The organism is Clavibacter tessellarius, from assembly GCF_001618005.1.
Taxonomy (GTDB): Bacteria; Actinomycetota; Actinomycetes; order Actinomycetales; family Microbacteriaceae; genus Clavibacter; species Clavibacter tessellarius_A.
The window spans coordinates 16,564-36,856 of record NZ_LQXA01000005.1 but is presented as its reverse complement, the minus strand read 5'-3'; the positions used below and the strand labels follow the sequence as shown (position 1 = coordinate 36,856).

The 20,293-nt window shown below is 74.1% G+C and carries 21 protein-coding genes; 14 read left to right on the top strand and 7 right to left on the bottom strand.

Translation table 11 applies throughout. The features are described from left to right. The first annotated feature begins 15 nt into the window (after positions 1–15). The 3 genes from AWH51_RS01040 to holA all read left to right on the top strand — a co-directional run bounded on the left by AWH51_RS01040 (position 16) and on the right by holA (position 4,000). Positions 16–1,077, top strand: a complete 1,062-nt coding sequence (locus tag AWH51_RS01040) for a ComEA family DNA-binding protein (protein WP_254654420.1) — start codon at positions 16–18, stop codon at positions 1,075–1,077. A 344-nt stretch (positions 1,078–1,421) separates the two neighbouring features. Then, the gene (locus AWH51_RS01035) at positions 1,422–2,909 is read left to right on the top strand and encodes a ComEC/Rec2 family competence protein (protein WP_063070285.1); all 1,488 of its coding nucleotides are present in this window, start codon (positions 1,422–1,424) and stop codon (positions 2,907–2,909) included. 62 nt (positions 2,910–2,971) lie between these two features. Further along, positions 2,972–4,000 carry a DNA polymerase III subunit delta gene (gene holA, locus AWH51_RS01030; RefSeq protein WP_063070284.1) on the top strand — a complete coding sequence of 343 codons (1,029 nt, stop codon included), beginning with the start codon at positions 2,972–2,974 and terminating at the stop codon, positions 3,998–4,000. A gap of 164 nt (positions 4,001–4,164) precedes the next feature. On the opposite strand, the gene rpsT is transcribed toward holA, so the two are convergent. Then, positions 4,165–4,428, bottom strand: a complete 264-nt coding sequence (gene rpsT / locus AWH51_RS01025; protein ID WP_012038238.1) for a 30S ribosomal protein S20 — start codon at positions 4,426–4,428, stop codon at positions 4,165–4,167. A gap of 135 nt (positions 4,429–4,563) precedes the next feature. Next, positions 4,564–5,082, bottom strand: coding sequence for an NUDIX hydrolase (locus tag AWH51_RS01020; RefSeq protein ID WP_063070283.1), 519 nt, complete (start codon positions 5,080–5,082; stop codon positions 4,564–4,566). Positions 5,083–5,186: 104 nt separating this feature from the next. Here AWH51_RS01020 and AWH51_RS01015 point away from each other — a divergent pair, with 104 nt between their 5' ends. From AWH51_RS01015 to lepA, 3 genes are all read left to right on the top strand, one after another. Further along, complete coding sequence (locus tag AWH51_RS01015; RefSeq protein ID WP_063070282.1) at positions 5,187–6,449, top strand: amidohydrolase; 1,263 nt, start codon at positions 5,187–5,189, stop codon at positions 6,447–6,449. Continuing rightward, entirely contained in the window at positions 6,446–7,423 is a 978-nt protein-coding gene (locus tag AWH51_RS01010; RefSeq protein WP_063070281.1) for an epimerase, read from the top strand. Before AWH51_RS01015 ends, AWH51_RS01010 begins: the two co-directional genes overlap by 4 nt. Positions 7,424–7,561: 138 nt before the next feature. Further along, on the top strand, positions 7,562–9,409 hold the full coding sequence (lepA, locus tag AWH51_RS01005; RefSeq protein WP_063070280.1) for a translation elongation factor 4: 1,848 nt from the start codon (positions 7,562–7,564) through the stop codon (positions 9,407–9,409). 65 nt (positions 9,410–9,474) lie between these two features. On the opposite strand, the gene AWH51_RS01000 is transcribed toward lepA, so the two are convergent. Further along, positions 9,475–10,302 carry a hypothetical protein gene (locus AWH51_RS01000; RefSeq protein ID WP_254654419.1) on the bottom strand — a complete coding sequence of 276 codons (828 nt, stop codon included), beginning with the start codon at positions 10,300–10,302 and terminating at the stop codon, positions 9,475–9,477. Positions 10,303–10,575: 273 nt separating this feature from the next. Further along, entirely contained in the window at positions 10,576–11,349 is a 774-nt protein-coding gene (locus AWH51_RS00995; RefSeq protein ID WP_063070279.1) for a hypothetical protein, read from the bottom strand. 376 nt (positions 11,350–11,725) lie between these two features. Here AWH51_RS00995 and AWH51_RS00990 point away from each other — a divergent pair, with 376 nt between their 5' ends. After that, positions 11,726–12,379, top strand: coding sequence for a DUF1990 family protein (locus AWH51_RS00990; protein WP_063070278.1), 654 nt, complete (start codon positions 11,726–11,728; stop codon positions 12,377–12,379). 38 nt (positions 12,380–12,417) lie between these two features. On the opposite strand, the gene AWH51_RS00985 is transcribed toward AWH51_RS00990, so the two are convergent. Next, a complete protein-coding gene (locus AWH51_RS00985; RefSeq protein WP_063070277.1) occupies positions 12,418–13,119 on the bottom strand; it encodes an HAD family hydrolase in 702 nt (233 codons plus the stop codon). Between the two features lie 61 nt (positions 13,120–13,180). Between AWH51_RS00985 and hemW the strand changes: the two genes are divergently transcribed. Continuing rightward, positions 13,181–14,404, top strand: a complete 1,224-nt coding sequence (gene hemW / locus AWH51_RS00980) for a radical SAM family heme chaperone HemW (RefSeq protein ID WP_063070276.1) — start codon at positions 13,181–13,183, stop codon at positions 14,402–14,404. 51 nt (positions 14,405–14,455) lie between these two features. On the opposite strand, the gene AWH51_RS00975 is transcribed toward hemW, so the two are convergent. Both AWH51_RS00975 and AWH51_RS00970 read right to left on the bottom strand, forming a co-directional pair. Beyond that, the gene (locus tag AWH51_RS00975) at positions 14,456–14,869 is read right to left on the bottom strand and encodes a VOC family protein (protein WP_063070275.1); all 414 of its coding nucleotides are present in this window, start codon (positions 14,867–14,869) and stop codon (positions 14,456–14,458) included. 10 nt (positions 14,870–14,879) lie between these two features. Beyond that, on the bottom strand, positions 14,880–15,275 hold the full coding sequence (locus tag AWH51_RS00970; RefSeq protein ID WP_063070274.1) for a DUF4870 domain-containing protein: 396 nt from the start codon (positions 15,273–15,275) through the stop codon (positions 14,880–14,882). A gap of 186 nt (positions 15,276–15,461) precedes the next feature. On the opposite strand from AWH51_RS00970, the gene hrcA reads away from it, so the two are divergent. From hrcA to ybeY, 6 genes are read left to right on the top strand one after another with little or no spacing between them, the layout of a single operon-like run. After that, positions 15,462–16,484, top strand: coding sequence for a heat-inducible transcriptional repressor HrcA (gene hrcA, locus AWH51_RS00965; RefSeq protein WP_063070273.1), 1,023 nt, complete (start codon positions 15,462–15,464; stop codon positions 16,482–16,484). Between the two features lie 60 nt (positions 16,485–16,544). Next, a complete protein-coding gene (gene dnaJ, locus AWH51_RS00960; RefSeq protein WP_063070272.1) occupies positions 16,545–17,657 on the top strand; it encodes a molecular chaperone DnaJ in 1,113 nt (370 codons plus the stop codon). 2 nt (positions 17,658–17,659) lie between these two features. Continuing rightward, on the top strand, positions 17,660–18,412 hold the full coding sequence (locus AWH51_RS00955) for a 16S rRNA (uracil(1498)-N(3))-methyltransferase (protein ID WP_063070271.1): 753 nt from the start codon (positions 17,660–17,662) through the stop codon (positions 18,410–18,412). Between the two features lie 28 nt (positions 18,413–18,440). Further along, the gene (locus AWH51_RS00950; protein WP_063070270.1) at positions 18,441–18,797 is read left to right on the top strand and encodes an HIT domain-containing protein; all 357 of its coding nucleotides are present in this window, start codon (positions 18,441–18,443) and stop codon (positions 18,795–18,797) included. Next, positions 18,784–19,833: a PhoH family protein gene (locus AWH51_RS00945; RefSeq protein WP_063070269.1), complete on the top strand. Its 1,050-nt coding sequence runs from the start codon at positions 18,784–18,786 to the stop codon at positions 19,831–19,833. The genes AWH51_RS00950 and AWH51_RS00945 overlap by 14 nt, the downstream gene beginning before the upstream one ends. Next, positions 19,830–20,291 carry an rRNA maturation RNase YbeY gene (ybeY, locus tag AWH51_RS00940; RefSeq protein ID WP_043669058.1) on the top strand — a complete coding sequence of 154 codons (462 nt, stop codon included), beginning with the start codon at positions 19,830–19,832 and terminating at the stop codon, positions 20,289–20,291. Before AWH51_RS00945 ends, ybeY begins: the two co-directional genes overlap by 4 nt. The last annotated feature ends 2 nt before the right edge of the window (positions 20,292–20,293 follow it).

Here is a 20,293-nt window from a genome sequence, read left to right as displayed (position 1 = left end):
GCCTACCGTGCGCGCATGCGCTCCCACCGCCCCTCCCGGCCCGCACTCCCCGCCGACGATCCCGGCGACGCCGCGGGCGACGCCACGGGATGGGGCGGACCCGACGAGGATCCGTTCCCGGCGGAGGATCCGTTCGATACGGAGCATCGGTTCCCGGCGGAGGACCCGTTCGACGCGGAGGACCCGTTCGGTGCGCGCGCAGACGCGGCCGAGGACGCGCGGCCGCGCCCCGCGGACCGGGGCACGCGCGCCGCCGCGCCGCGGCTCCCGGCGGACCTCGTGGGGCGGCGTCCGCGGTTCCGCCTGCGCACGGGGGTCGGGGCGGCCGCGGTGCTCGTGGCCGCCGCGCTGGTCGTCACGATCCTCGTCACGGCCGTCCAGGCGACCGGGACGCCCGGCTCCGACGCAGCCGGGGCCGCCTCGCCCCGCGCGACCTCGCACGGGGAGGGAGCGGCCACCGCCGACGCGTCGGCAGCGGGTGGCACCGTGTCCGACGTCGGGTCCGACGACGCCGGATCCCCCCGCACGACGGGCCATCCCGGGGATGCCGTGTCGCGCTCCGGGGGCGCAGCCGATGCCGACGGCACGGGCACCGGATCCGGCTCCGGCTCCGGGACCGCCGGCGCCGCCCCCGTCTACGTCCACGTAGTCGGCGCCGTCGTCTCTCCGGGCCTGTACCCGCTGGCGGCCGGGAGTCGGGTGGTCGACGCCCTCGCCGCAGCCCACGGGCTCGCGGACGGCGCGGATCCGGCGGGCGTCAACCTGGCGCGCGTCCTCGTCGACGGCGAGCAGCTCGTCGTGCCGCGCCAGGGGGAGACGCCTCCCGCCGCCGCCTCGGGTCCCGCCGGTGCGGCCGCCGGCAGCGCGGGCGGCGCGACCCCGTCCGCGCCCGTCGACCTCAACACCGCGACAGCGGAGCAGCTGGAGACGCTCCCGCGCGTCGGCCCGTCGCTCGCCGGGCGCATCATCGCCTGGCGATCCGCGCACGGCCGCTTCGCGCGCGTCGCCGACCTCGGCCGCGTGCCGGGCATCGGCGATCGGACGCTCGCCTCGCTGACGCCCCTGGTGCGGGTGTGACGCCCCGCCGAGCGGACCCGACCGCGCGCGACCGCCCCGCCCGTGGCCCTCGTGACGTCCGGGGCGGCCGTGATCGGGCGCGAGCAGCCGCCGCCGCGACGCCGCTCGACCTGCGGCTCGCCATCCCGGCGGGGGTCGGCTGGTGCGCGACGGCCGTGGCGATCGGCGTCCGCGGGTCCGCCGCTCCGGCCGCGGTCCTCGCCGCGGCGCTGGCCGCTGCGCTCGCGCTGGCGTCGGTGGCCGCGGCGCGGCGGTCCCGATGTGACGAGCGCGGCGCCCGACCGGCCCCACCCGGGCGCGGATCGCGGCGCGCATCCCGGGGTCCCACCTCATCCCCGCCCGGGATGCTCCGAGGCGCGGCCGGCCTGGCGGTCGCCGCGGGCGTGGCGGCGATGCTCCTCGGCGCGGCGGCCGCCCGCGAGCCGCTGCGCCATCCCGTCGAGCTCGAGGCCGCGGCGGCCGCCGCCGGGATGGTCGTCGCCGACGTCGTCCTCGACGAGTCGCCCGCCCCGGTGGCGGGGCGCGCGTCGGGCGCGTCCGCCGCACCCGCCCGGGTCCGGATCGTCGGCCGCCTCCGCGTCATCCACGTCGGCGGGCAGGCGCCCGGTCGGGCCGCCGACGTCACGGTGACCCCGTCGGCGCCCGTCCCCGTGGTCGTCTTCGCGCCCGCCGCCGCCGTGGGCGGCGCGCGACCCGGGGTGGGGTCGACGATCCGGCTGACCGCGGCGGTGCGAGCCGCGGAAGCGGGCGACCAGGCGGCCTACCTGCTCCTCGCCCGCGGCGGCCTCGAGCAGATCGCCCGGCCCGACGGCCCGCTCGCCGTCGCCGACGGCCTGCGCCGGGAACTGACGCGCGCCGCGTCCGAGCTGCCCGGGCCGGGAGCGCGTCTGCTCCCCGGGCTCGCCATCGGCGACGTGTCCGCCGTCCCCGCGGAGCTCGCGCAGACCATGAAGGACACCTCCCTGACGCACCTCACAGCCGTCTCCGGCGCCAACTGCGCGGTCATCGTGGGCATCGTGCTCGCGCTGGCCGCCGCCGTCGGGCTGCGGCGGCCGGCCCGCGCCGTCGCCGCGGTGGGGGCCCTCGCCGCGTTCGTCGTGCTCGTCACCCCGCAGCCGAGCGTGCTGCGCGCGGCCGTCATGGCCGCGGTGCTCATCGTGTCCACCGTCACCGGCCGCCCCTCACGCGGTCTGCCCGCGCTCGCCCTCGCGGTGGTCATCCTCCTCGTGGGCGATCCCTGGCTGGCTCGGGACCTCGGCTTCGCGCTGAGCGTGCTGGCCACGGCGGGTCTGCTCGTGCTCGCGCCACCGCTCGCCGACCGCCTCGCGCGAGGGATGCCGCGTCGCCTGGCCGAGGGGCTCGCCGTCCCCGTCGCCGCGCAGGTCGCCTGCCAGCCGGTCCTGCTGGTGCTGCAGCCGGGACTGCCCGTCCACGGCGTGCTCGCGAACCTCCTCGCCGAGCCCGCGGCGGCGCCCGCCACCGTCGCGGGGCTCGCCGCGTGCGTCCTGCTGCCGATCTGGCCGGCCGCGGGGGGATTGGCGCTGCGGCTCGCCTGGCTGCCGTCCTCGTGGATCGCGGCCGTCGCCCGGGTCATGTCGGAGCTGCCGTGGGGGCGGGTCCCGTGGCCCACCGGCTTGGGCGGCGTCGTCGCGCTCACGCTGGCCAGCGCGCTGGCGGTCGCGGCGCTCGCGCTCGGACGCGGGCCGGGGGAGCGCCGCGCCGGGACCGCCGTCACTCCCGGCCCGGCCCCGCCCGCAGCCCCGTCGTCGGCGGGCCCGCCGCCCGTGCACGGCGTGCGCCCGGGGACGGCCGATGTCCCACCCGACGGCTAACCTGGATCCGCTCGCGGCACCCGACCGCGGCCGACCACTCCACCCCGCCCGGAAGGACCCGCATGGCGACCAGGACCACCCGCGGCACCGCCGCGAAGGCGTCCGCGGCCATCCCGCAGCTCGCGTGGGATGCCGTCCGCCCCGCCCCCATCGTGCTCGTCTCCGGCACGGAGGCGCTCCTCGCGGTCCGGGCCATCCGGCGCCTCCGCGACATCCTCACCGCGGAGGATCCGAGCATCGAGGTGTCCGACATCGAGGCCGACTCCTACGCCCCTGGGGAGCTCATCACGCTGGCCAGCCCGTCGCTGTTCGCGGAGCCGCGGCTCATCCGCGTGGTCAACGTGGAGAAGTGCTCCGACCAGTTCTTGCTCGACGCCGTCGCCTACCTCGAGTCCCCGGCCGACGACACCTACGTCGTGCTCCGGCACGCCGGGGGAGTGCGCGGCAAGAAGCTGCTCGACGCGGTGCGCGCGGGCACGGGCGGCGGCATCGAGGTCGTCTGCGCGGAGCTGAAGAAGGACAGCGAGAAGCACGACTTCGCGGTCGCCGAGTTCCGGGCGGCCAAGCGGTCCATCACGCCGGGCGCCGTGCGCCAGCTCGTCGCCGCGTTCCAGGACGACGTCAGCGAGCTCGCGTCCGCGTGCCAGCAGCTCATCTCCGACACGGCGCACGAGATCACCGAGGTCACGGTCGACGAGTACTACGGCGGCCGGGTGGAGATCAACGCGTTCGCGGTCGCCGACTCCGCCATCGCCGGTCGCCGCGGCGAGGCCCTCGTGCTCCTCCGGCACGCGCTCACCTCGGGGGCGGATCCGGTGCCGCTCATCGCCGCCTTCGCCATGAAGATCCGCACCATGGCGAAGGTCTCCGGCGTCTCCGGCCCGTCCGGCCAGCTCGCCTCGAAGCTCGGCATGGCGCCGTGGCAGGTGGACCGCGCCCGGCGCGACCTGCAGCTCTGGGACGACGAGGGCCTGGGCCGCGCCGTGGAGGCCCTGGCCGAGGCGGACGCGCAGGTCAAGGGCGGCGGACGCGACGCGGTCTACTCGCTCGAGCGCATGGTCCGCACGGTCGCCTCCCGCGGCCGCGACTGAGACCACGGCGTGGGCCGCGACGGGGACCGCGACTGAGACCACGACGCGGACCGCGCCTGAGGCCGCCCATCAGGACCGCCCCTGAGGCCGCCCATCGGCATCGCGCCGAGCACGACGAAGGGCCCCGCGGAAAGCGGGGCCCTTCGTCGTGCGGTGCGGCGAGGTCAGCCGATCTTGGCGACCTGCTTGGCGATCGCGCCCTTGCGGTTCGCGGCCTGGTTCTTGTGGATGACGCCCTTGCTGGCGGCCTTGTCGAGCTTCTTGCCGGCGAGGCTGACGGCCTTGACGGCCGCGTCCTTGTCGCCCGCCGTGATGGCGGTCTTGACCGAGCGGATCGCCGTCTTCAGCTCGCTCTTGACGGCCTTGTTGCGCTCCTGAGCCTTCTTGTTCGTGCCGATGCGCTTGATCTGCGACTTGATGTTTGCCACGTGTTATGTCTTCCGTTCGATTTTTCGTCAGATGAGTTGCCGCTCAGCGAGAGAGGGCGCCTGCGGCGATACCGCGTGATCGGGGAGGATCACACGCAAGCCAACAGGCGACGATACCAGGTCGCGGCCAGGAAATCAGGCGCCCGAGCCCCGCGCGTCGCCGTCCGCCCACGGGGAGCGCTCGCCCGGACGCACGAAGCGGGCCTCGGGCAGGTCGTCGACGGCGTCCAGGATGCGCTGGCGGAGGTCCGCGGGCATGTCCGGGAGGGCGTCCACCGGCCACCAGCCCACGTCGAGCGACTCGTCGTCGGCGACGTGCGCCTCGCCGCCCACGTAGCGGCAGCGGAAGGTCAGGTCGAGGTAGCTCGCGCGGTCGCCGTTGGGGTAGGTGATCTCGCCGGTGGTGCCCACGGAGACGAGCCGCTCGACCTCGATCTCCACGCCCGTCTCCTCGGCGGCCTCCCGCGCGGCGCCGACGGCGGGCTCCTCGCCGGGATCGAGGATCCCCGTGACGGGCGCCCACCCGCCGGTGTCGCCGCGGCGGACGAGGAGCACGCGCGGGCCGTCGAGGATCACCGCGGTCACGCCGGACAGCCACAGGGGCTCCGTGCCGATCCGCTCGCGGAGCGACACGATGAAGTCGGGGATGCCCATCCCGCGAGCCTACCGAGGCTCCTCCGGCGACCCCGTCCCCGGCGGCCGCCAGAACGCGCCGCGGCCGCCCCGCCGCCGCCGCCCCGCCGTCCTAGGCTCGGGGCATGGCCCTCCCCGCAGATCCCACCGCCCCCGTCCGCGCCTCCGCATCCACCGTCACCGCCATCACCGGAGGCCACGTCGTCCCCGTCGACGGCGCCCCGATCCCCGGCGGCACCGTCCTCCTCCGCGACGGCCTCGTCGCCGCGGTCGGCCCGGCCGCCGACGTCGAGGTCCCCGCGGACGCGACCGTGATCGACGCCGCCGGCCGCTGGGTCCTCCCCGGCTTCGTCGAGGCGCACGGCCACGTGGGCATCCACGAGGAGGCCAACGGCCCCGCGGGCGACGACACCAACGAGATGACCGACCCCGACATGTCGTCGGTGCGCGCGATCGACGCCATCGACATCGACGACGAGGGCTTCCGCGACGCGCTCAAGGGCGGCGTCACGACCATCGTCGTGAAGCCCGGCTCGGGCAACCCGATCGGCGGCCAGTCCGTCGCCATCAAGTCGTGGGGCGGCCGCACCATCGACGAGCAGCTCGTGAGCGACTCCGTGAGCGTCAAGAGCGCGCTCGGCGAGAACCCGAAGCGCGTCTACGGCTCCAAGGACCGCACGCCGTCGACGCGCCTGGGCGTCGCCATGGTGATCCGCCGGGCCTTCCGCGACGCCGAGGACTACCGCGCCGCCCGCGACCACGCGGCGAAGGAGGGCACGCCCTTCTCCCGCGACCTCGGCAAGGAGACGCTCGTGCGCGTCCTCGACGGGGAGCTCGCCTGGGACCAGCACACGCACCGCCACGACGACATCGCCACCGCGATCCGCCTCGCCGACGAGTTCGGCTACCGCCTCGTGGTCAACCACGGCACCGAGGGCGACAAGATCGCGGACGTGCTCGCCGAGCGCGGCATCCCCGTCATCTTCGGGCCCATGATCACCTCGCGCTCCAAGGTCGAGCTCCGCGACCGCGCCGTCGCGAACCTCGCGGCCCTGCACCGGGCGGGCGTCCTCGTGGCGATCACGACGGACGCGCCCGTCGTGCCCATCGACTTCCTGGTGCACCAGGCGTCCTTCGCGGTGAAGGACGGCCTGCCGGCGGACATCGCGCTGCGGGCGATCACCGCGAACCCCGCCGCCATCCTCCGCCTCGACCACCGCGTCGGCGCGCTCACGCCGGGCCTCGACGCCGACGTCGTGATCTGGTCGGGCGACCCGCTCGACGTGCGGTCGCGCGCCGAGCACGTCATCATCGGCGGCGACACGGTCTACACCTGGGCCGACGGCGTCGGCACGACGGTCGAGCGCCGCACGCGCTTCGGCGCGTGAGCGACGCGCCGGGGCCGGGCGCCCCGCGCACCGCGGTGGTCGCGGGCGCGTCCGGCTTCATCGGGCAGGTCCTCGTCCGCGAGCTGACGGAGGAGGGCTACCGCGTCCGCACCATGGGACGCGCGGGAGCGGACGCGCGCTGGGGCGACGCCGAGGGGATCCGCCGCCTCCTCGACGGCGCCGACCTCCTCGTGAACCTCGCGGGCAAGAGCGTGAACTGCCGCTACGGCGTGGCGAACCGCCGGGAGATCCTGCGCTCGCGCGTGGAGACGACCGCCGAGCTCGGACGCGCGATCCAGGACAGCGTGGCCCCCGTGCCCGTGTGGATCAACGCCTCGACCGCCACGGTGTACCGGCACGCGACCGACGGGCCGCAGACCGAGTCGACGGGGGAGCTCGGCGACGACTTCTCGCCGTCGGTGGGCCGCGCCTGGGAGCGCGCGTTCTTCGCGCCGGATCTGCCGTCCACGCGTCGCGTCGCGCTGCGCATCGCGATCGTCCTCGGACGGGACGGCGCGCTCCAGCCGCTCCTCGGCCTCGCGCGCTTCGGCCTCGGCGGGCCGCAGCTCGACGGGCGGTTCCCGGGGCGCCCGTCGCGCATCCGGGCGGGCGCGCACCACGTCTTCCAGCCGACGAACGGCCGCCAGGTCTTCAGCTGGCTGCACATCGACGACTTCGTGGGGATCATCCGCTTCGTGCGCGACACCCCGACGATCGAGGGCCCGGTCAACGCGTCGAGCCCCGCGCCCGTCACCAACCGGCGGCTGATGAAGGTGCTGCGCCACGCCGTCCGCATGCCGGTCGGCCTCGCCGCGAACCGGTGGATGCTCGAGGCGGGCATGTGGCTGTTCCGCACCGAGCCCGAGCTCGTCCTCAAGAGCCGCTGGGTCGTCCCGGAGACGCTGGAGGCCGCGGGCTACCGGTTCCGGTGGCCGGAGCTCGGCGCGGCGGTCGCCGACATCGTCCGCCGCTGATCCCGTCGCCGGGCCCGGTCCCTGCTCCTCCGCGGGCAGGGACCGCGCCCGGCCCCGGCGCCGGCGCTCGGACCGGCCGGACCGCCCCGCCATGGGATGATCGTCGGACCGCCCCACCCGCTCGACCTTGAGGAACGCGTGAGCCCCCTAGCAACGAAGGCCCTCCGGCCCGCCGCGACCGACCCCGCGTCCATCCGCAACTTCTGCATCATCGCCCACATCGACCACGGCAAGTCCACGCTGGCCGACCGCATGCTGCAGCTCACGGGCGTCGTCGAGTCGCGCGCCATGCGCGCCCAGTACCTCGACCGCATGGACATCGAGCGCGAACGCGGCATCACCATCAAGAGCCAGGCCGTGCGCATGCCGTGGGAGCTGGAGGGGAAGACCTACGCGCTCAACATGATCGACACCCCCGGTCACGTCGACTTCTCGTACGAGGTCTCCCGCTCGCTCGCCGCATGCGAGGGCGCGATCCTCCTGGTCGACGCCGCGCAGGGCATCGAGGCCCAGACGCTCGCGAACCTCTACCTCGCGCTCGAGAACGACCTCACGATCATCCCGGTGCTCAACAAGATCGACCTGCCGGCGGCGGATCCCGACAAGTACGCGGCCGAGCTCGCCTCCCTCATCGGCGGCGACCCGGCCGACGTCCTGCGCGTCTCCGGCAAGACGGGCGCCGGCGTCGAGGAGCTGCTCGACCGGGTCTCGCGCACCATCCCCGCTCCCGTCGGCGACCCCGACGCGGCCGCCCGCGCCATGATCTTCGACTCGGTCTACGACGCCTACCGCGGCGTGGTCACCTACGTCCGCATGATCGACGGCAAGCTGAGCCCGCGCGAGAAGATCGCGATGATGTCGACGCGCGCCACCCACGAGATCCTCGAGATCGGCGTGAGCTCGCCCGAGCCCACGCCGTCCGACGGCCTCGGCGTCGGCGAGGTCGGCTACCTCATCACGGGTGTGAAGGACGTGCGCCAGTCGAAGGTCGGCGACACCGTCACGACCGCGGCGCGCCCCGCGACCGAGGCGCTGCCCGGCTACACCGAGCCGCTGCCCATGGTCTTCTCCGGGCTCTACCCGATCGACGGATCCGACTACCCCGACCTCCGCGACGCCCTCGACAAGCTGAAGCTCTCGGACGCCGCGCTCGTCTACGAGCCCGAGACCTCGGTCGCGCTCGGCTTCGGCTTCCGCTGCGGGTTCCTCGGCCTCCTGCACCTGGAGATCATCACCGAGCGCCTCTCGCGCGAGTTCGGCCTCGACCTCATCACCACGGCGCCCTCCGTCATCTACGAGGTCACGAGCGAGGACAAGAAGACCGTCACGGTCACCAACCCGAGCGAGTTCCCGGGCGGCAAGATCGTGAGCGTCTCCGAGCCCGTGGTGAAGGCCGCGATCCTCGCCCCCAAGGACTACGTCGGCACGATCATGGAGCTGTGCCAGTCGCGGCGCGGCATCCTGCTCGGCATGGAGTACCTCGGCGAGGACCGGGTGGAGATCCGCTACACGATGCCGCTCGGCGAGATCGTGTTCGACTTCTTCGACAACCTCAAGAGCAAGACGGCCGGCTACGCGTCGCTCGACTACGAGCCCGCGGGCTCGCAGGAGGCCGACCTCGTGAAGGTCGACATCCTGCTGCAGGGCGAGCAGGTCGACGCGTTCAGCGCCATCGTGCACCGCGACAAGGCGTACGCGTACGGCGTGCTGATGACCGGGCGCCTGCGCGAGCTCATCCCGCGCCAGCAGTTCGAGGTGCCGATCCAGGCCGCCATCGGCGCCCGGATCATCGCCCGCGAGTCCATCCGCGCCATGCGGAAGGACGTGCTCGCCAAGTGCTACGGCGGCGACATCACCCGCAAGCGCAAGCTGCTCGAGAAGCAGAAGGAGGGCAAGAAGCGCATGAAGATGGTCGGCCGCGTCGAGGTCCCCCAGGAGGCGTTCATCGCCGCGCTCTCGGGCGACACGGAGAAGAAGGCCAAGTAGCCGCCCCCCACGCACGACGCGCCCCCTGCCTCTCGAGGCAGGGGGCGCGTCGCGTGCGGAGCAGGTCAGCAGACGGTCGGCTTCGGCGAGCCGGCGGCGGTCCACTGGCGGAACGTCAGCGCGACGCCCCGGGGAGCCGCGAGGCCGACGTAGCGGATCTCCGAGCTGCCCCGCGCGGAGCAGTACCTGTCGTTCGGGAAGGACGGGACGACCTTCGGCGTCGGACGGCCGGCGTCGAGCCACGTGTCGTAGGAGATCGCGGTCTGCTCGCCCGTGAGGGGATCCGGGCCGACGATCGTGCCGAGCCAGGAGAGCTTCGAGAAGCCGACGGCCTCACGGCGGTCGACCGCCGGGTAGCCGAGGGTGCGCCACTCGGCGAAGGTCAGCGTGTGCCACTCGGCGGCATCCGAACCCCAGAGCGTGCCGGTGCGCACGAGCAGCTCGTCGGACGTCGGGTACTGGACGACGGTGGAGGAGAACGGCAGCGCGCCCCGCGTCGGCGCCGGCGATCCGGCGCGCCGCCACTCGGTGCCGGTCAGCACCGCCGTGAGGCCGGAGTGCGTGCCCATCACATCGGCGAAGACGGTGCTGTCCCAGGGGAGGAGGCGGTAGGCGACGGCCGCGGGGACGGGACGCGGGAAGCCGTCGGCCTTCCACTCCGCGAAGGTCGCGTAGCCGATCCCGGGGACGTCGGCGGAGACGGGGGACTCGACGATCAGCGAGTCGTTGAAGGGGACCGAGTAGTAGGTGTCCCCGGCAGCGGCCTGGGCGGGTGCCGCGGCGAGGACGCTGCCGCCGAGGACGAGCGCCCCGACGAGGGCGCGGGCGGGCAGTGAGCGGTTCATGATGGCCTTCCGATGGGCGACGCCGAGGCGCCGAGAGGTGTCGTGCATGGATCATGCGAACCGAGGATCCGCCCGTTCCGGCTCGGCCTCGCAGGCCCAAGGTAGCGGCTTCCACTCGCGTAGGAATGCAGCTCTGATCACGGTTTCATCACGGCACCGACCACCCCCGGACGAGGGTTGGGCGGACGGATGAGGAGGTGGTCCTCGCGGGAGGGATGCGCGCGGCGCCTGGACCTGCTAGGCGTGCGCACCGCACGTGGCCTGGACGACGAGACGCGCCCCGCCTCGAGAGGCGGGGCGCGTCAGGCGCTGCGGGAGGGGTCAGCAGGTGGCGGGCTCAGGCGACCCCGCGGCGACCCACTCGCGGTAGGTGAGCGCCATGCCCTCGGGCGCGGCCTTCCCCACGTAGCGGATCTCGGCGGCTCCGGCCGCGTGGCAGAAGCGGTCGCCGTCGTAGGACGCGACCACGACGGGGGTGGGGCGGGCGAAGCGGTCCCAGACCGCGAACGAGACGGGGCCCGTCTCGCCCGAGCTGGACACTGGGCCGACGAGCGTCGCGTTCCAGGACAGCTTGGAGAAGATGCGCGGCGACGTCGTGTCGACGGCCGGGTAGCCGAGGTGCGCGTACTCGGCGAAGGTCAGCTGGTGGTATCCGGGGTCGTCGGTGAAGGAGGACTCGGACTCCACGACGAAGAGCTCGCCCGATCCGGAGTACTGCAGGATGCTCGACGCGGCCGGGAGGCGGTCCGTACGGGGCGTCGGGGACCCGGCGCGCCGCCACTCGGCGGAGGTCAACGAGACCGAGAACGCCGCGTCGCCCGCGGTGCTGTCGGCCTGGACGGTCGACTCCCACGTGAAGCGCACGTACTGCGTGGCGGCGGGCTGCGGCGCCGGGAAGCCGGCGGCGCGCCACGTCTCGAAGGACGCGGGCTGTGCTTCGGCGCGCCCGGCGACCGTCGTCACCTGGAAGAGCGAGGAGTCGTAGGGCACGGAGTAGAACGTGCCGCCGGCGGCCGCGGAGGCGGGGGTCGCGACGGCGACTCCGGCGACGGCGAGAGAGCCGGCGACGGCGAGGGCGGTGAGGGAGCGGAGCACGGGAGGACCTTCCGAGGACCGACGACGAGCGTCGGGAGAGGGGGATGCGCGACGCTCGGGAGGCCCGGCGCCGACTGAAGGCTAGGGGTCCGCGGAGGACGGCCGCGCGCGTTCGGATCACGATCCGGTGACGGTCCTCGGGCCCCTGCATCGCGGGGATGACGGCGCCGTCAGGATCCTCATCCGGAGGGATGACGTCGAGGGTCCGAGCCCCCGCCCGGGGGCACCGAGAGCCCTCGGACGGGGGCTCGTCCATGCTGGCGGCACGCGCCGCGGCGCATCCGGCGATGGCTCGGAGCACCGGCTCGGCTCCGCTCCGCAGCGGTCCGCCCGGCGTCGGCCGGGACGTCCAGCGGCACGCCGTAGTCTGATCCTCATGCGCCGCAGCACCTACACCGCGACCGCCGTCACGTACGGCTCCGTCGGCGGCACCCAGGCCGTCGATCTCATGACCTACCCGCCCGAGGGCTACCGCCCCGCCGAGGCGAGCGCCCGGCTCGGCAGCGGCGACGAGCGCTTCGAGCAGGCCGTCGCCCTCCTCATGACCTGGGGGGTGCAGCGCGGCAGCGGGATCGACGTCACGCGCATCGAGCAGGAGGTGCCGGACGAGCCCGGCTACCGCGGACTGGAGTTCGACGAGGACGGGGTGCCCCAGGTGCCCGCCGACCGCCCGCGCGAGGCGCTGTACGGCGACGACGGGACCGCGTGGATCACGTCGGGGACCTCGGCCGTGCTGCGCATGCCGTTCGGGCCGTTCCACCCGGAGGCGCCGGTGCGCGTCGTCTACACCGTCGAGGAGGCCGACCGCGTCGGCTTCGCCTACGGCACGCTGCCCGGCCACCCGTTCAGCGGCGAGGAGGCGTTCCTCGTCTCCCGGGAGCCCGACGGCAGCGTGTGGCTCACCCTCCGCGTCTTCTCCCGCCCGGCCTCGTGGCCGCTGCGGCTGGCGAGCCCCGTCCTCCGCGTCGTGCAGGGGATCTTCACGCGCAGGTACCTGCGCTCGCTGCACCCGGCGGTCGCCTCGGCCTGATCCGCGGCGCCGCGTGCTCCGCCCCTCGGGTGCCGGGATCAGCGCGCGGCGAGCCCGTCCAGGAACGCGAGCACCTCGTCGCGCCCGGCCCGGAGGTCCGGCACCACGAGCGCCGCGTGCGCGTCCGGGGCCCGCAGCGCGTCCACGTCATACGCCCCCGTCGCCACCGCGACGAACGGGAAGCCCGCCGCCTCCGCGGCGACGCCGTCCGCGGGGGTGTCGCCGATGATCACGACGGGCGCGCCGGCCAGCTCGGCGGCCGCCCGCCGGGTGAGGTCGCTGCGGATCCGGGCCTCGTGCCCGAACGCGGACGCGTCCCAGTCGAACAGGCCGACGTCGAGCCCGGCGCCGTCGAGCTTGTACCGGGCGCGGAGCGGCGAGTTGCCCGTGAGGAGCGCGTTCACCCAGCCGCGTGCCGCCACGTCGGCCACGAGCTCGGGGACGCCGACCGGCACGGTGCGGCGGCCAGGACCGTAGTGCTCGACCCGCGACAGCTCCTCGAGGTGCTGACGGACCGGCGCGTGCAGCGACTCGGGCAGGCCGTAGACGTCCAGGGTCTCCCAGATGATCTGCCCGTCGGTCTTGCCGTGCGCGTGCACCGTGCGGTCCACGAGCGGCTCGCCCGCGGCCAGCTCGATCGCGCGGTGGTACATGCTGCCGGAGCGCGGGCTGTTGTGGAGGAGCGTGCCGTCGACGTCCCAGAGGACGTGGAGGGGCCGGGGCGTGGGGGCGGCGGTCATGCGCCCATCCTGCCGGAGGCCGCTGCACGGACCGGCCTCCGCGCCGGGGGATGATGGACGGATGCCGTCCGCCCTGCCCCTCGCCGATCCCGCCCCCGCCGACGGCCTGCTGCCCGCCTCCGCGTCCGCGGGCGCCGACGAGCGCGCGTTCGGCGTCTACCTGCACGTGCCGTTCTGCCGCGTGCGCTGCGGCTACTGCGACTTCAACACCTACACGGCGCCCGAGCTCCGGGGCGTGAAGCAGTCGGACTACGCGTCGCAGGCCGTGCAGGAGGTGCGGTTCGCCGGATCCGCCCTCCGCGACTCCGGCGTACCCGCACGGCCCGCCTCCACCGTGTTCCTCGGCGGCGGCACGCCCACCCTCCTGCCGGTGGAGGACCTGGTGCGGATGCTCGACGCCGTGCGCGAGACGTGGGGCATCGCGGAGGGCGCCGAGGTCACGACCGAGGCGAACCCCGACAGCGTCGACGACGCCTACCTCGCGGCCCTCGCGGCGGGCGGCTTCACGCGCGTCTCGTTCGGCATGCAGTCGGCCGTGCCGCGCGTGCTGGCGACGCTGGAGCGCACGCACGACCCCGCCCGCATCGCGCCCGTCGTCCGCGGCGCCCGCGCGGCCGGGCTCGAGGTGAGCCTCGACCTCATCTACGGCACGCCGGGGGAGAGCATCGACGACTGGCGCGCCTCGCTCGAGCAGGCGATCGCCCAGGAGCCCGACCACCTGTCCGCGTACGCGCTCATCGTGGAGCCCGGCACGAAGCTCGCGCGGCAGATCCGCCGCGGCGAGGTGCCCGAGCCCGACGAGGACCTCCAGGCCGACATGTACGAGCTGGCCGACCGCATGCTGGGCGAGGCCGGCTACGAGTGGTACGAAGTGAGCAACTGGGCCCGCGGCGGCCGCCGCAGCCGCCACAACCTCGCGTACTGGCAGGGCCACGACTGGTGGGGCGTCGGACCCGGCGCGCACAGCCACGTCGGCGGCGTGCGCTGGTGGAACGTGAAGCACCCGGCCGCCTACGCCGACCGCGTGCTCGCGGGCGCCTCCCCGGGCGCCGGCCGCGAGAACCTCGACGACGCCACGCGCGAGGTGGAGCGGGTCCTGCTCGGGGCGCGGATCCGCGACGGCCTGTCCATTCCCACCCTCACCGTCGAGGGGCGCCGCCAGGTCGCCGGGCTCATCGCCGACGGCCTCGTGGACCCGCGCGCCGCCCTCGCGGGCACCCTCGTGCTCACCCTGTCGGGGCGGCTCCTCGCCGACGCCGTGGTCCGCCGCCTCCTCGAGGACTGACACGGGCCGTGGTCCGCCGCCTCCTCGAGGCCGGCGCGCACCGCCGCCGGGTCAGAGGACGACCGCGCCCACCTCGTCGCCCGCCTCGCGCTCGGCGTCGCTGCGCTCCACGCAGAACTCGTTCCCCTCCGGGTCGGCGAGCACGACCCACCCGCTGCCGTCCGCGTTCCGCCGGTCGGCGACGAGCGTCGCGCCGAGGGCGAGCACCCGGTCGACCTCCTCGTCGCGCGTGCGGTCGTCGGGCGCCAGATCGAGGTGCACCCGGTTCTTCGCCGTCTTCGGCGCGTCCGTGCGCTGCAGGATGATGCCGAGGCCCGACACCGGGTCGCCGAGCCACGCCGCGTCCTCGTCGGGGCGGTTGGGCTCGTCCGGATCCTCCGCGAAGCCGGTGACGCCCGCCCAGAAGAGCGAGAGCGCGTGCGGGTCCCGGCAGTCCACGGCGACGTGGCGGATCCTGGCGCTCATCGGTCCCCGACTACTTGATCCACCGGATGTTGAGCGGGTAGCGGTAGGGCCGACCGCCCTGCACGCGCGCGCCGCCGATGATCGCGAACACGATGTTGACCACGACGACCGCGAAGATCACGAGGCCGAGCAGCACGGAGATGAGGATCCCGAGGAACGGGATGACCACGAAGACGGCCTGGAGCACGTTGAGGATGACGAGCACGCCGGCGACGTTGATCGTCCAGTTCGTCGCCTCCTTGCCCTCCTGGTCCGTGAAGCGACCGCGTTCCCGGAACACGAGCCAGACGATGAACGACGGCACGATGAGGATCGCGAGGAAGTGCGTCAGCGACGCCCACAGCCGGTCCTCGCCCGGGGTGAGGGGGGCGGGGGCGCCGTAGGGGTGGGGATCGGGTGCGGACATCGCGGGCCTCTCGGTGCACGGCACGGGCCGACGGCCGGTGGATCGCGCGGGATCGTGTGGGTGGTGCCCGGCCTCGCCCGGCCCCACCACGCTACCTCCGCCGACGCGCGACCGGCAATGCCGGGCCGTCGGATCCACGCGGTACGATTGGCAGTCAGAACCGACGAGTGCCAGGAGGGAGCCGCCATGGTCTCGGAACGCGGACTCGACGTCCTCCGGGTGATCGTGCAGGACTACGTGTCCTCCCGTGAGCCCGTGGGCTCCAAGTCCATCGTGGAGCGCCACGCCTTCGGCGTCTCGGCCGCCACCATCCGCAACGACATGGCCCTGCTCGAGGAGGAGGAGCTCATCGCGGCGCCGCACACCTCCTCGGGACGCGTGCCGACGGACAAGGGCTACCGACTCTTCGTCGACCAGCTCGCGGACGTGCGCCCGCTCACCCCGGCGCAGCGCCAGGCCATCCACGTGTTCCTCGGCCAGTCGGTCGACCTCGATGACGTGCTCGCGCGCACCGTGCGGCTCCTCGCGCAGCTCACCAACCAGGTCGCGCTCGTGCAGTACCCGTCGCTCGCGACGAGCCACGTGAAGCACGTCGAGCTGGTCGCGCTGTCGGCCACGCGCGTGCTCACCGTGCTCATCACCGACACGGGCCGCGTCGAGCAGCGCGTCGTCGAGCTGCAGGGCGATCCCGACCAGGAGTTCCTCGCGGCCATGCGCACACGGGTGAACGCGGCCGTCGGCGGTCTCGGCCTCGCCGAGGCGGCCGCGCGCCTCGAGACCCTGGCCGACGAGGTCGAGCCCGCCCAGCGGGCCGCCGCCGCCGCTCTCGCGGGCACGCTCGTCGAGCAGGTGCTCGCGAACCGCCAGGAGCGCCTGCTGCTCGCCGGATCCGCGAACCTCGCCCGCACCGAGCGCGACTTCCCGGGCAGCATCTCGCCCGTCCTCGAGGCCATCGAGGAGCAGGTGGTGCTCCTGCGCTTGCTCGGCGAGATGGAAGCCGACCAGCACGGCGTCTCCGTGAGCATCGGGCGGGAGAACGCCCCGTTCGGGCTCGGCGAGACGAGCGTGCTCACCAGCGGCTACAGCTCCTCCGGAGGCGTGCTCGCGCGCCTCGGCGTGCTCGGGCCGACCCGCATGGACTACTCCACCAACATGGCGTCGGTGCGCGCGGTCGCGCGCTACCTCTCGCGCCTGCTCGAGGAGCGGTGACGCCCGCACGCCGGCGCACCGCCCCTGTTCCCCACGACCATCACCACCGAAGGGCCCGACGTGGCTGACCACTACGAAGTACTGGGCGTGAGCCGCGAGGCGACGTCCGAGGAGATCAAGAAGGCGTACCGCAAGCAGGCGCGCCAGCTGCACCCGGACGTCAACGACGCCCCCGACGCCGCCGAGCGGTTCAAGCTCGTGACGCACGCGTACGACGTGCTGTCCGACCCGCAGCAGCGCCAGCAGTACGACCTCGGCCCGCAGGCCGGGTTCGGCGGCGGCGGCCAGGGCTTCGGCGGGTTCGGCGACATCTTCGAGACGTTCTTCGGCGGCCAGCAGGGCGGAGGGGGGCGCGGTCCGCGCTCGCGCCAGGAGCGCGGCCAGGACGCGCTCCTCCGCGTCGAGGTCGAGCTCGAGGAGGTCATCTTCGGCGTGCACCGCGACCTCGAGATCGACACGGCCGTCGTGTGCGACACGTGCCACGGATCCTGCGCGCAGCCCGGCACGAGCGCCGTCACGTGCGACATCTGCCGCGGCTCCGGCAGCATCCAGCGCCAGGTGCGCTCGCTCCTCGGCAACGTCATGACGTCGAGCCCCTGCGGCACCTGCCGCGGCTACGGCACCGTCATCCCGCACCCCTGCCCCACGTGCGCCGGCCAGGGCCGCGTCCGCGCGCGCCGCACGGTGCCGGTCGACATCCCGGCCGGCGTCGATACGGGCCTCCGCCTCCAGATGCCGGGCTCCGGCGAGGTCGGCCCCGCGGGCGGACCGAACGGCGACCTCTACCTGGAGATCAAGGTCGCGCACCACGACGTCTTCAGCCGCAACGGCGACGACCTCCTGGCCACCGTCGAGGTGAGCATGGTCGACGCGATCCTCGGCAGCGACGCGCGCATCGAGGCGCTCGACGGCGACGTGGACCTGGAGCTCCGCCCCGGCATCCAGAGCGCCGAGATCATCACGGTCCGCGGGCGCGGCGTCACGAAGCTCCGCGGCTCCGGGCGCGGCGACCTCAAGATCGGCATCCAGGTCGTCACGCCGCAGAAGCTCGACCACAAGGAGCGCGACCTCATCCAGCAGTTCGCCAAGCGCAACAAGGCGCCGGCGCCGCACCTGGCGCACTTCCAGCAGGGCCTGTTCCAGAAGCTCCGCGACCGCTTCCTCAACGTCTGACCGTGGCGCACTTCCACCTCGCGGACGACCTCGGCGACGGCGAGCTGGCCGTGGGAGCGGTCGTTGCGCTCGGCGCCGCGGAATCGCGGCACGCGGTGACCGTCGGCCGGATCCGCGCGGGCGAGGGCCTGCTCGTCGGCGACGGCCGCGGGACGATCGCGTCGTGCATCGTCACGACCGCGGATCCGCAGCGGCTGGAGCTGCGGGTCGACGGTGTCGAGGAGCACCCCGAGCCGTCGCCGCGCGTCGTGCTCGTGCAGGCGCTCGCGAAGGGCGACCGCGACGAGCTCGCCGTGCAAGCCGCGACCGAGCTGGGCGTCGACGCCGTGATCCCGTGGCAGGCGCAGCGCTCGATCTCCCGCTGGGAGGGCGCCAAGGTCGCCAAGGGGCGGGACCGCTGGCGCGCGATCGTGCGCGAGGCCGTGAAGCAGTCCATCCGCCCGCGCGTGCCCGGCGTGGAGGGGCTCGCGACGACGAAGGACCTCGCGCGGATGGCCGCCACCGCCCGCGTGCTCGTGCTCGACCCGACCGCCGCGACGCGGCTGTCCGCGCTCGACCTCGCCGCCCCCGCCGAGGCCGAGGCGACCGACGTGCTCCTCGTCGTGGGACCCGAGGGCGGCATCAGCCCGGCGGAGGTCGAGGTGCTCCGGGAGGCCGGGGCGATCCCGGTCGCGCTCGGCTCGGGCATCCTCCGCACGTCCACCGCAGGACCCGCAGCGCTCGCGCTCGTGAACGCGGCCCTCGGGCGATGGTGACGTCGCGGGCGCCGCGTAGGCTGGACGCATGAGCGAGACCCGAGAGCCCACCGTCTTCGAGCGCATCGTCGCCCGCGAGATCCCGGCCGAGATCGTCGCGGAGACCGAGCGCGTGATCGCGTTCCAGGACATCGCCCCGAAGGCCCCCGTCCACGTCCTGGTCGTGCCGAAGACGGCCGCGTACCGCGATGTCGTCGAGCTCGCCGCGGGCGACCCGGGCCTCCTCGCGGAGGTCGTCGACCTCGCGTCGCGCATCGGCGCCGAGCGGGCGGGCGGGCAGTTCCGCCTCGTCTTCAACACGGGCGCGGCGGCCGGCCAGACGGTCTTCCACGTGCACGCGCACGTGCTCGCGGGCTTCGGCCAGGGGGACCATGTCGGGTTCTGACCCGCGGGGCGGCGCGTCCGCGGAGGAGGAGCGCGTCGAGCAGACGGCGACGATGGACGGCGTGCTCATGGTGCGCCTCCTCGGGCCGCAGGACCGGCTGCTCCGGCAGATCGAGCGCGAGCACCCGGACGTCGACGTCCGGGTCCGCGGCAACGAGATCACGCTCGTCGGCACCCGGGCGGACGTGGCGTCGGCCCGTCGGCTCATCGACGAGGTCGTGGCGATGGTGGAGGACGGACAGCACGTGGAACCGCAGGAGATCGAGACGAGCGCGCGCCGGCTCGGCCAGGACGACGCCCGGACGCTGTCCGACGTGCTGAGCGAGGCCATCGTGCAGTCGCGCGGCCGCGTCGTGCGCCCCAAGACGCCCGGCCAGAAGCAGTACGTCGACGCCATCGACGCGAGCACGATCGTGTTCGGCATCGGCCCCGCGGGCACCGGCAAGACCTACCTCGCCATGGCCAAGGCCGTCCAGGCGCTGCAGCGCAAGGAGGTCGAGCGGATCATCCTCACCCGCCCGGCCGTCGAGGCGGGCGAGCGGCTCGGCTACCTGCCCGGCTCGCTGACCGACAAGATCGACCCGTACCTCCGGCCGCTGTTCGACGCGCTCAACGAGATGATGGATCCCGAGCTCGTCCCGAAGCTCATGGCCTCCAACACCATCGAGGTGGCGCCGCTCGCCTACATGCGCGGGCGCACCCTCAACAACGCGTTCGTCGTGCTCGACGAGGCGCAGAACACCACTCCGGAGCAGATGAAGATGTTCCTCACCCGCCTCGGCTTCGGCTCGAAGATGGTGGTCACGGGGGACATCACGCAGGTCGACCTGCCCACGGGGTCGAGCGGCCTCCAGCTCGTCACCCGCGTGCTGGACGGCATGGACGACATCCACTTCTCCCGCCTCACGAGCGACGACGTCGTGCGGCACACCCTGGTCGGCCGCATCGTGGACGCGTACACGCGCTACGACGCGGAGCGCCAGGCCGCCGACCACCTTCACGCCGAGCGCCGCATCGCCCCTGGGAGCACCCGATGAGCATCGAGATCAACAACGAGTCGGCGATCGAGGTCGACGAGCCGCTCATCCAGCGCCTCGCCACCTACGCGCTCGACACCCTGCACGTGCACCCGGACGCCGAGCTCGCCATCGTGATGGTGGACGAGGGCGCGATGGAGCAGCTGCACGTGCAGTGGATGGACGAGCCGGGTCCCACGGACGTCCTCAGCTTCCCGATGGACGAGCTGCGCCCCGGCACCGAGGACCGCCCGACGCCCGCCGGGCTCCTCGGCGACATCGTGGTCTGCCCGCAGGTCGCCGCCGAGCAGGCCGTGACGGCGGGGCACTCGACCATGGAGGAGATCCTGCTGCTGACCGCGCACGGGATCCTGCACCTGCTCGGGTTCGACCACGCCGAGCCCGACGAGGAGCGCGAGATGTTCGGGCTCCAGCGCGACATCCTGATCGGGTTCGCCATGAGCGAGCGCGGTCGCTGACC

Coding starts and splice junctions, on each gene's coding strand:
- AWH51_RS01040 (WP_254654420.1), top strand. CDS start 16: ATGCGCTCCCACCGCCCCTCCCGGCCCGCACTCCCCGCCGACGATCCC.
- AWH51_RS01035 (WP_063070285.1), top strand. CDS start 1,422: ATGCTCCGAGGCGCGGCCGGCCTGGCGGTCGCCGCGGGCGTGGCGGCG.
- holA (WP_063070284.1), top strand. CDS start 2,972: ATGGCGACCAGGACCACCCGCGGCACCGCCGCGAAGGCGTCCGCGGCC.
- AWH51_RS01020 (WP_063070283.1), bottom strand. CDS start 5,082: ATGGGCATCCCCGACTTCATCGTGTCGCTCCGCGAGCGGATCGGCACG.
- AWH51_RS01015 (WP_063070282.1), top strand. CDS start 5,187: ATGGCCCTCCCCGCAGATCCCACCGCCCCCGTCCGCGCCTCCGCATCC.
- AWH51_RS01000 (WP_254654419.1), bottom strand. CDS start 10,302: ATGCACGACACCTCTCGGCGCCTCGGCGTCGCCCATCGGAAGGCCATC.
- AWH51_RS00990 (WP_063070278.1), top strand. CDS start 11,726: ATGCGCCGCAGCACCTACACCGCGACCGCCGTCACGTACGGCTCCGTC.
- AWH51_RS00985 (WP_063070277.1), bottom strand. CDS start 13,119: ATGACCGCCGCCCCCACGCCCCGGCCCCTCCACGTCCTCTGGGACGTC.
- hemW (WP_063070276.1), top strand. CDS start 13,181: ATGCCGTCCGCCCTGCCCCTCGCCGATCCCGCCCCCGCCGACGGCCTG.
- AWH51_RS00975 (WP_063070275.1), bottom strand. CDS start 14,869: ATGAGCGCCAGGATCCGCCACGTCGCCGTGGACTGCCGGGACCCGCAC.
- AWH51_RS00970 (WP_063070274.1), bottom strand. CDS start 15,275: ATGTCCGCACCCGATCCCCACCCCTACGGCGCCCCCGCCCCCCTCACC.
- hrcA (WP_063070273.1), top strand. CDS start 15,462: ATGGTCTCGGAACGCGGACTCGACGTCCTCCGGGTGATCGTGCAGGAC.
- AWH51_RS00950 (WP_063070270.1), top strand. CDS start 18,441: ATGAGCGAGACCCGAGAGCCCACCGTCTTCGAGCGCATCGTCGCCCGC.
- AWH51_RS00945 (WP_063070269.1), top strand. CDS start 18,784: ATGTCGGGTTCTGACCCGCGGGGCGGCGCGTCCGCGGAGGAGGAGCGC.
- ybeY (WP_043669058.1), top strand. CDS start 19,830: ATGAGCATCGAGATCAACAACGAGTCGGCGATCGAGGTCGACGAGCCG.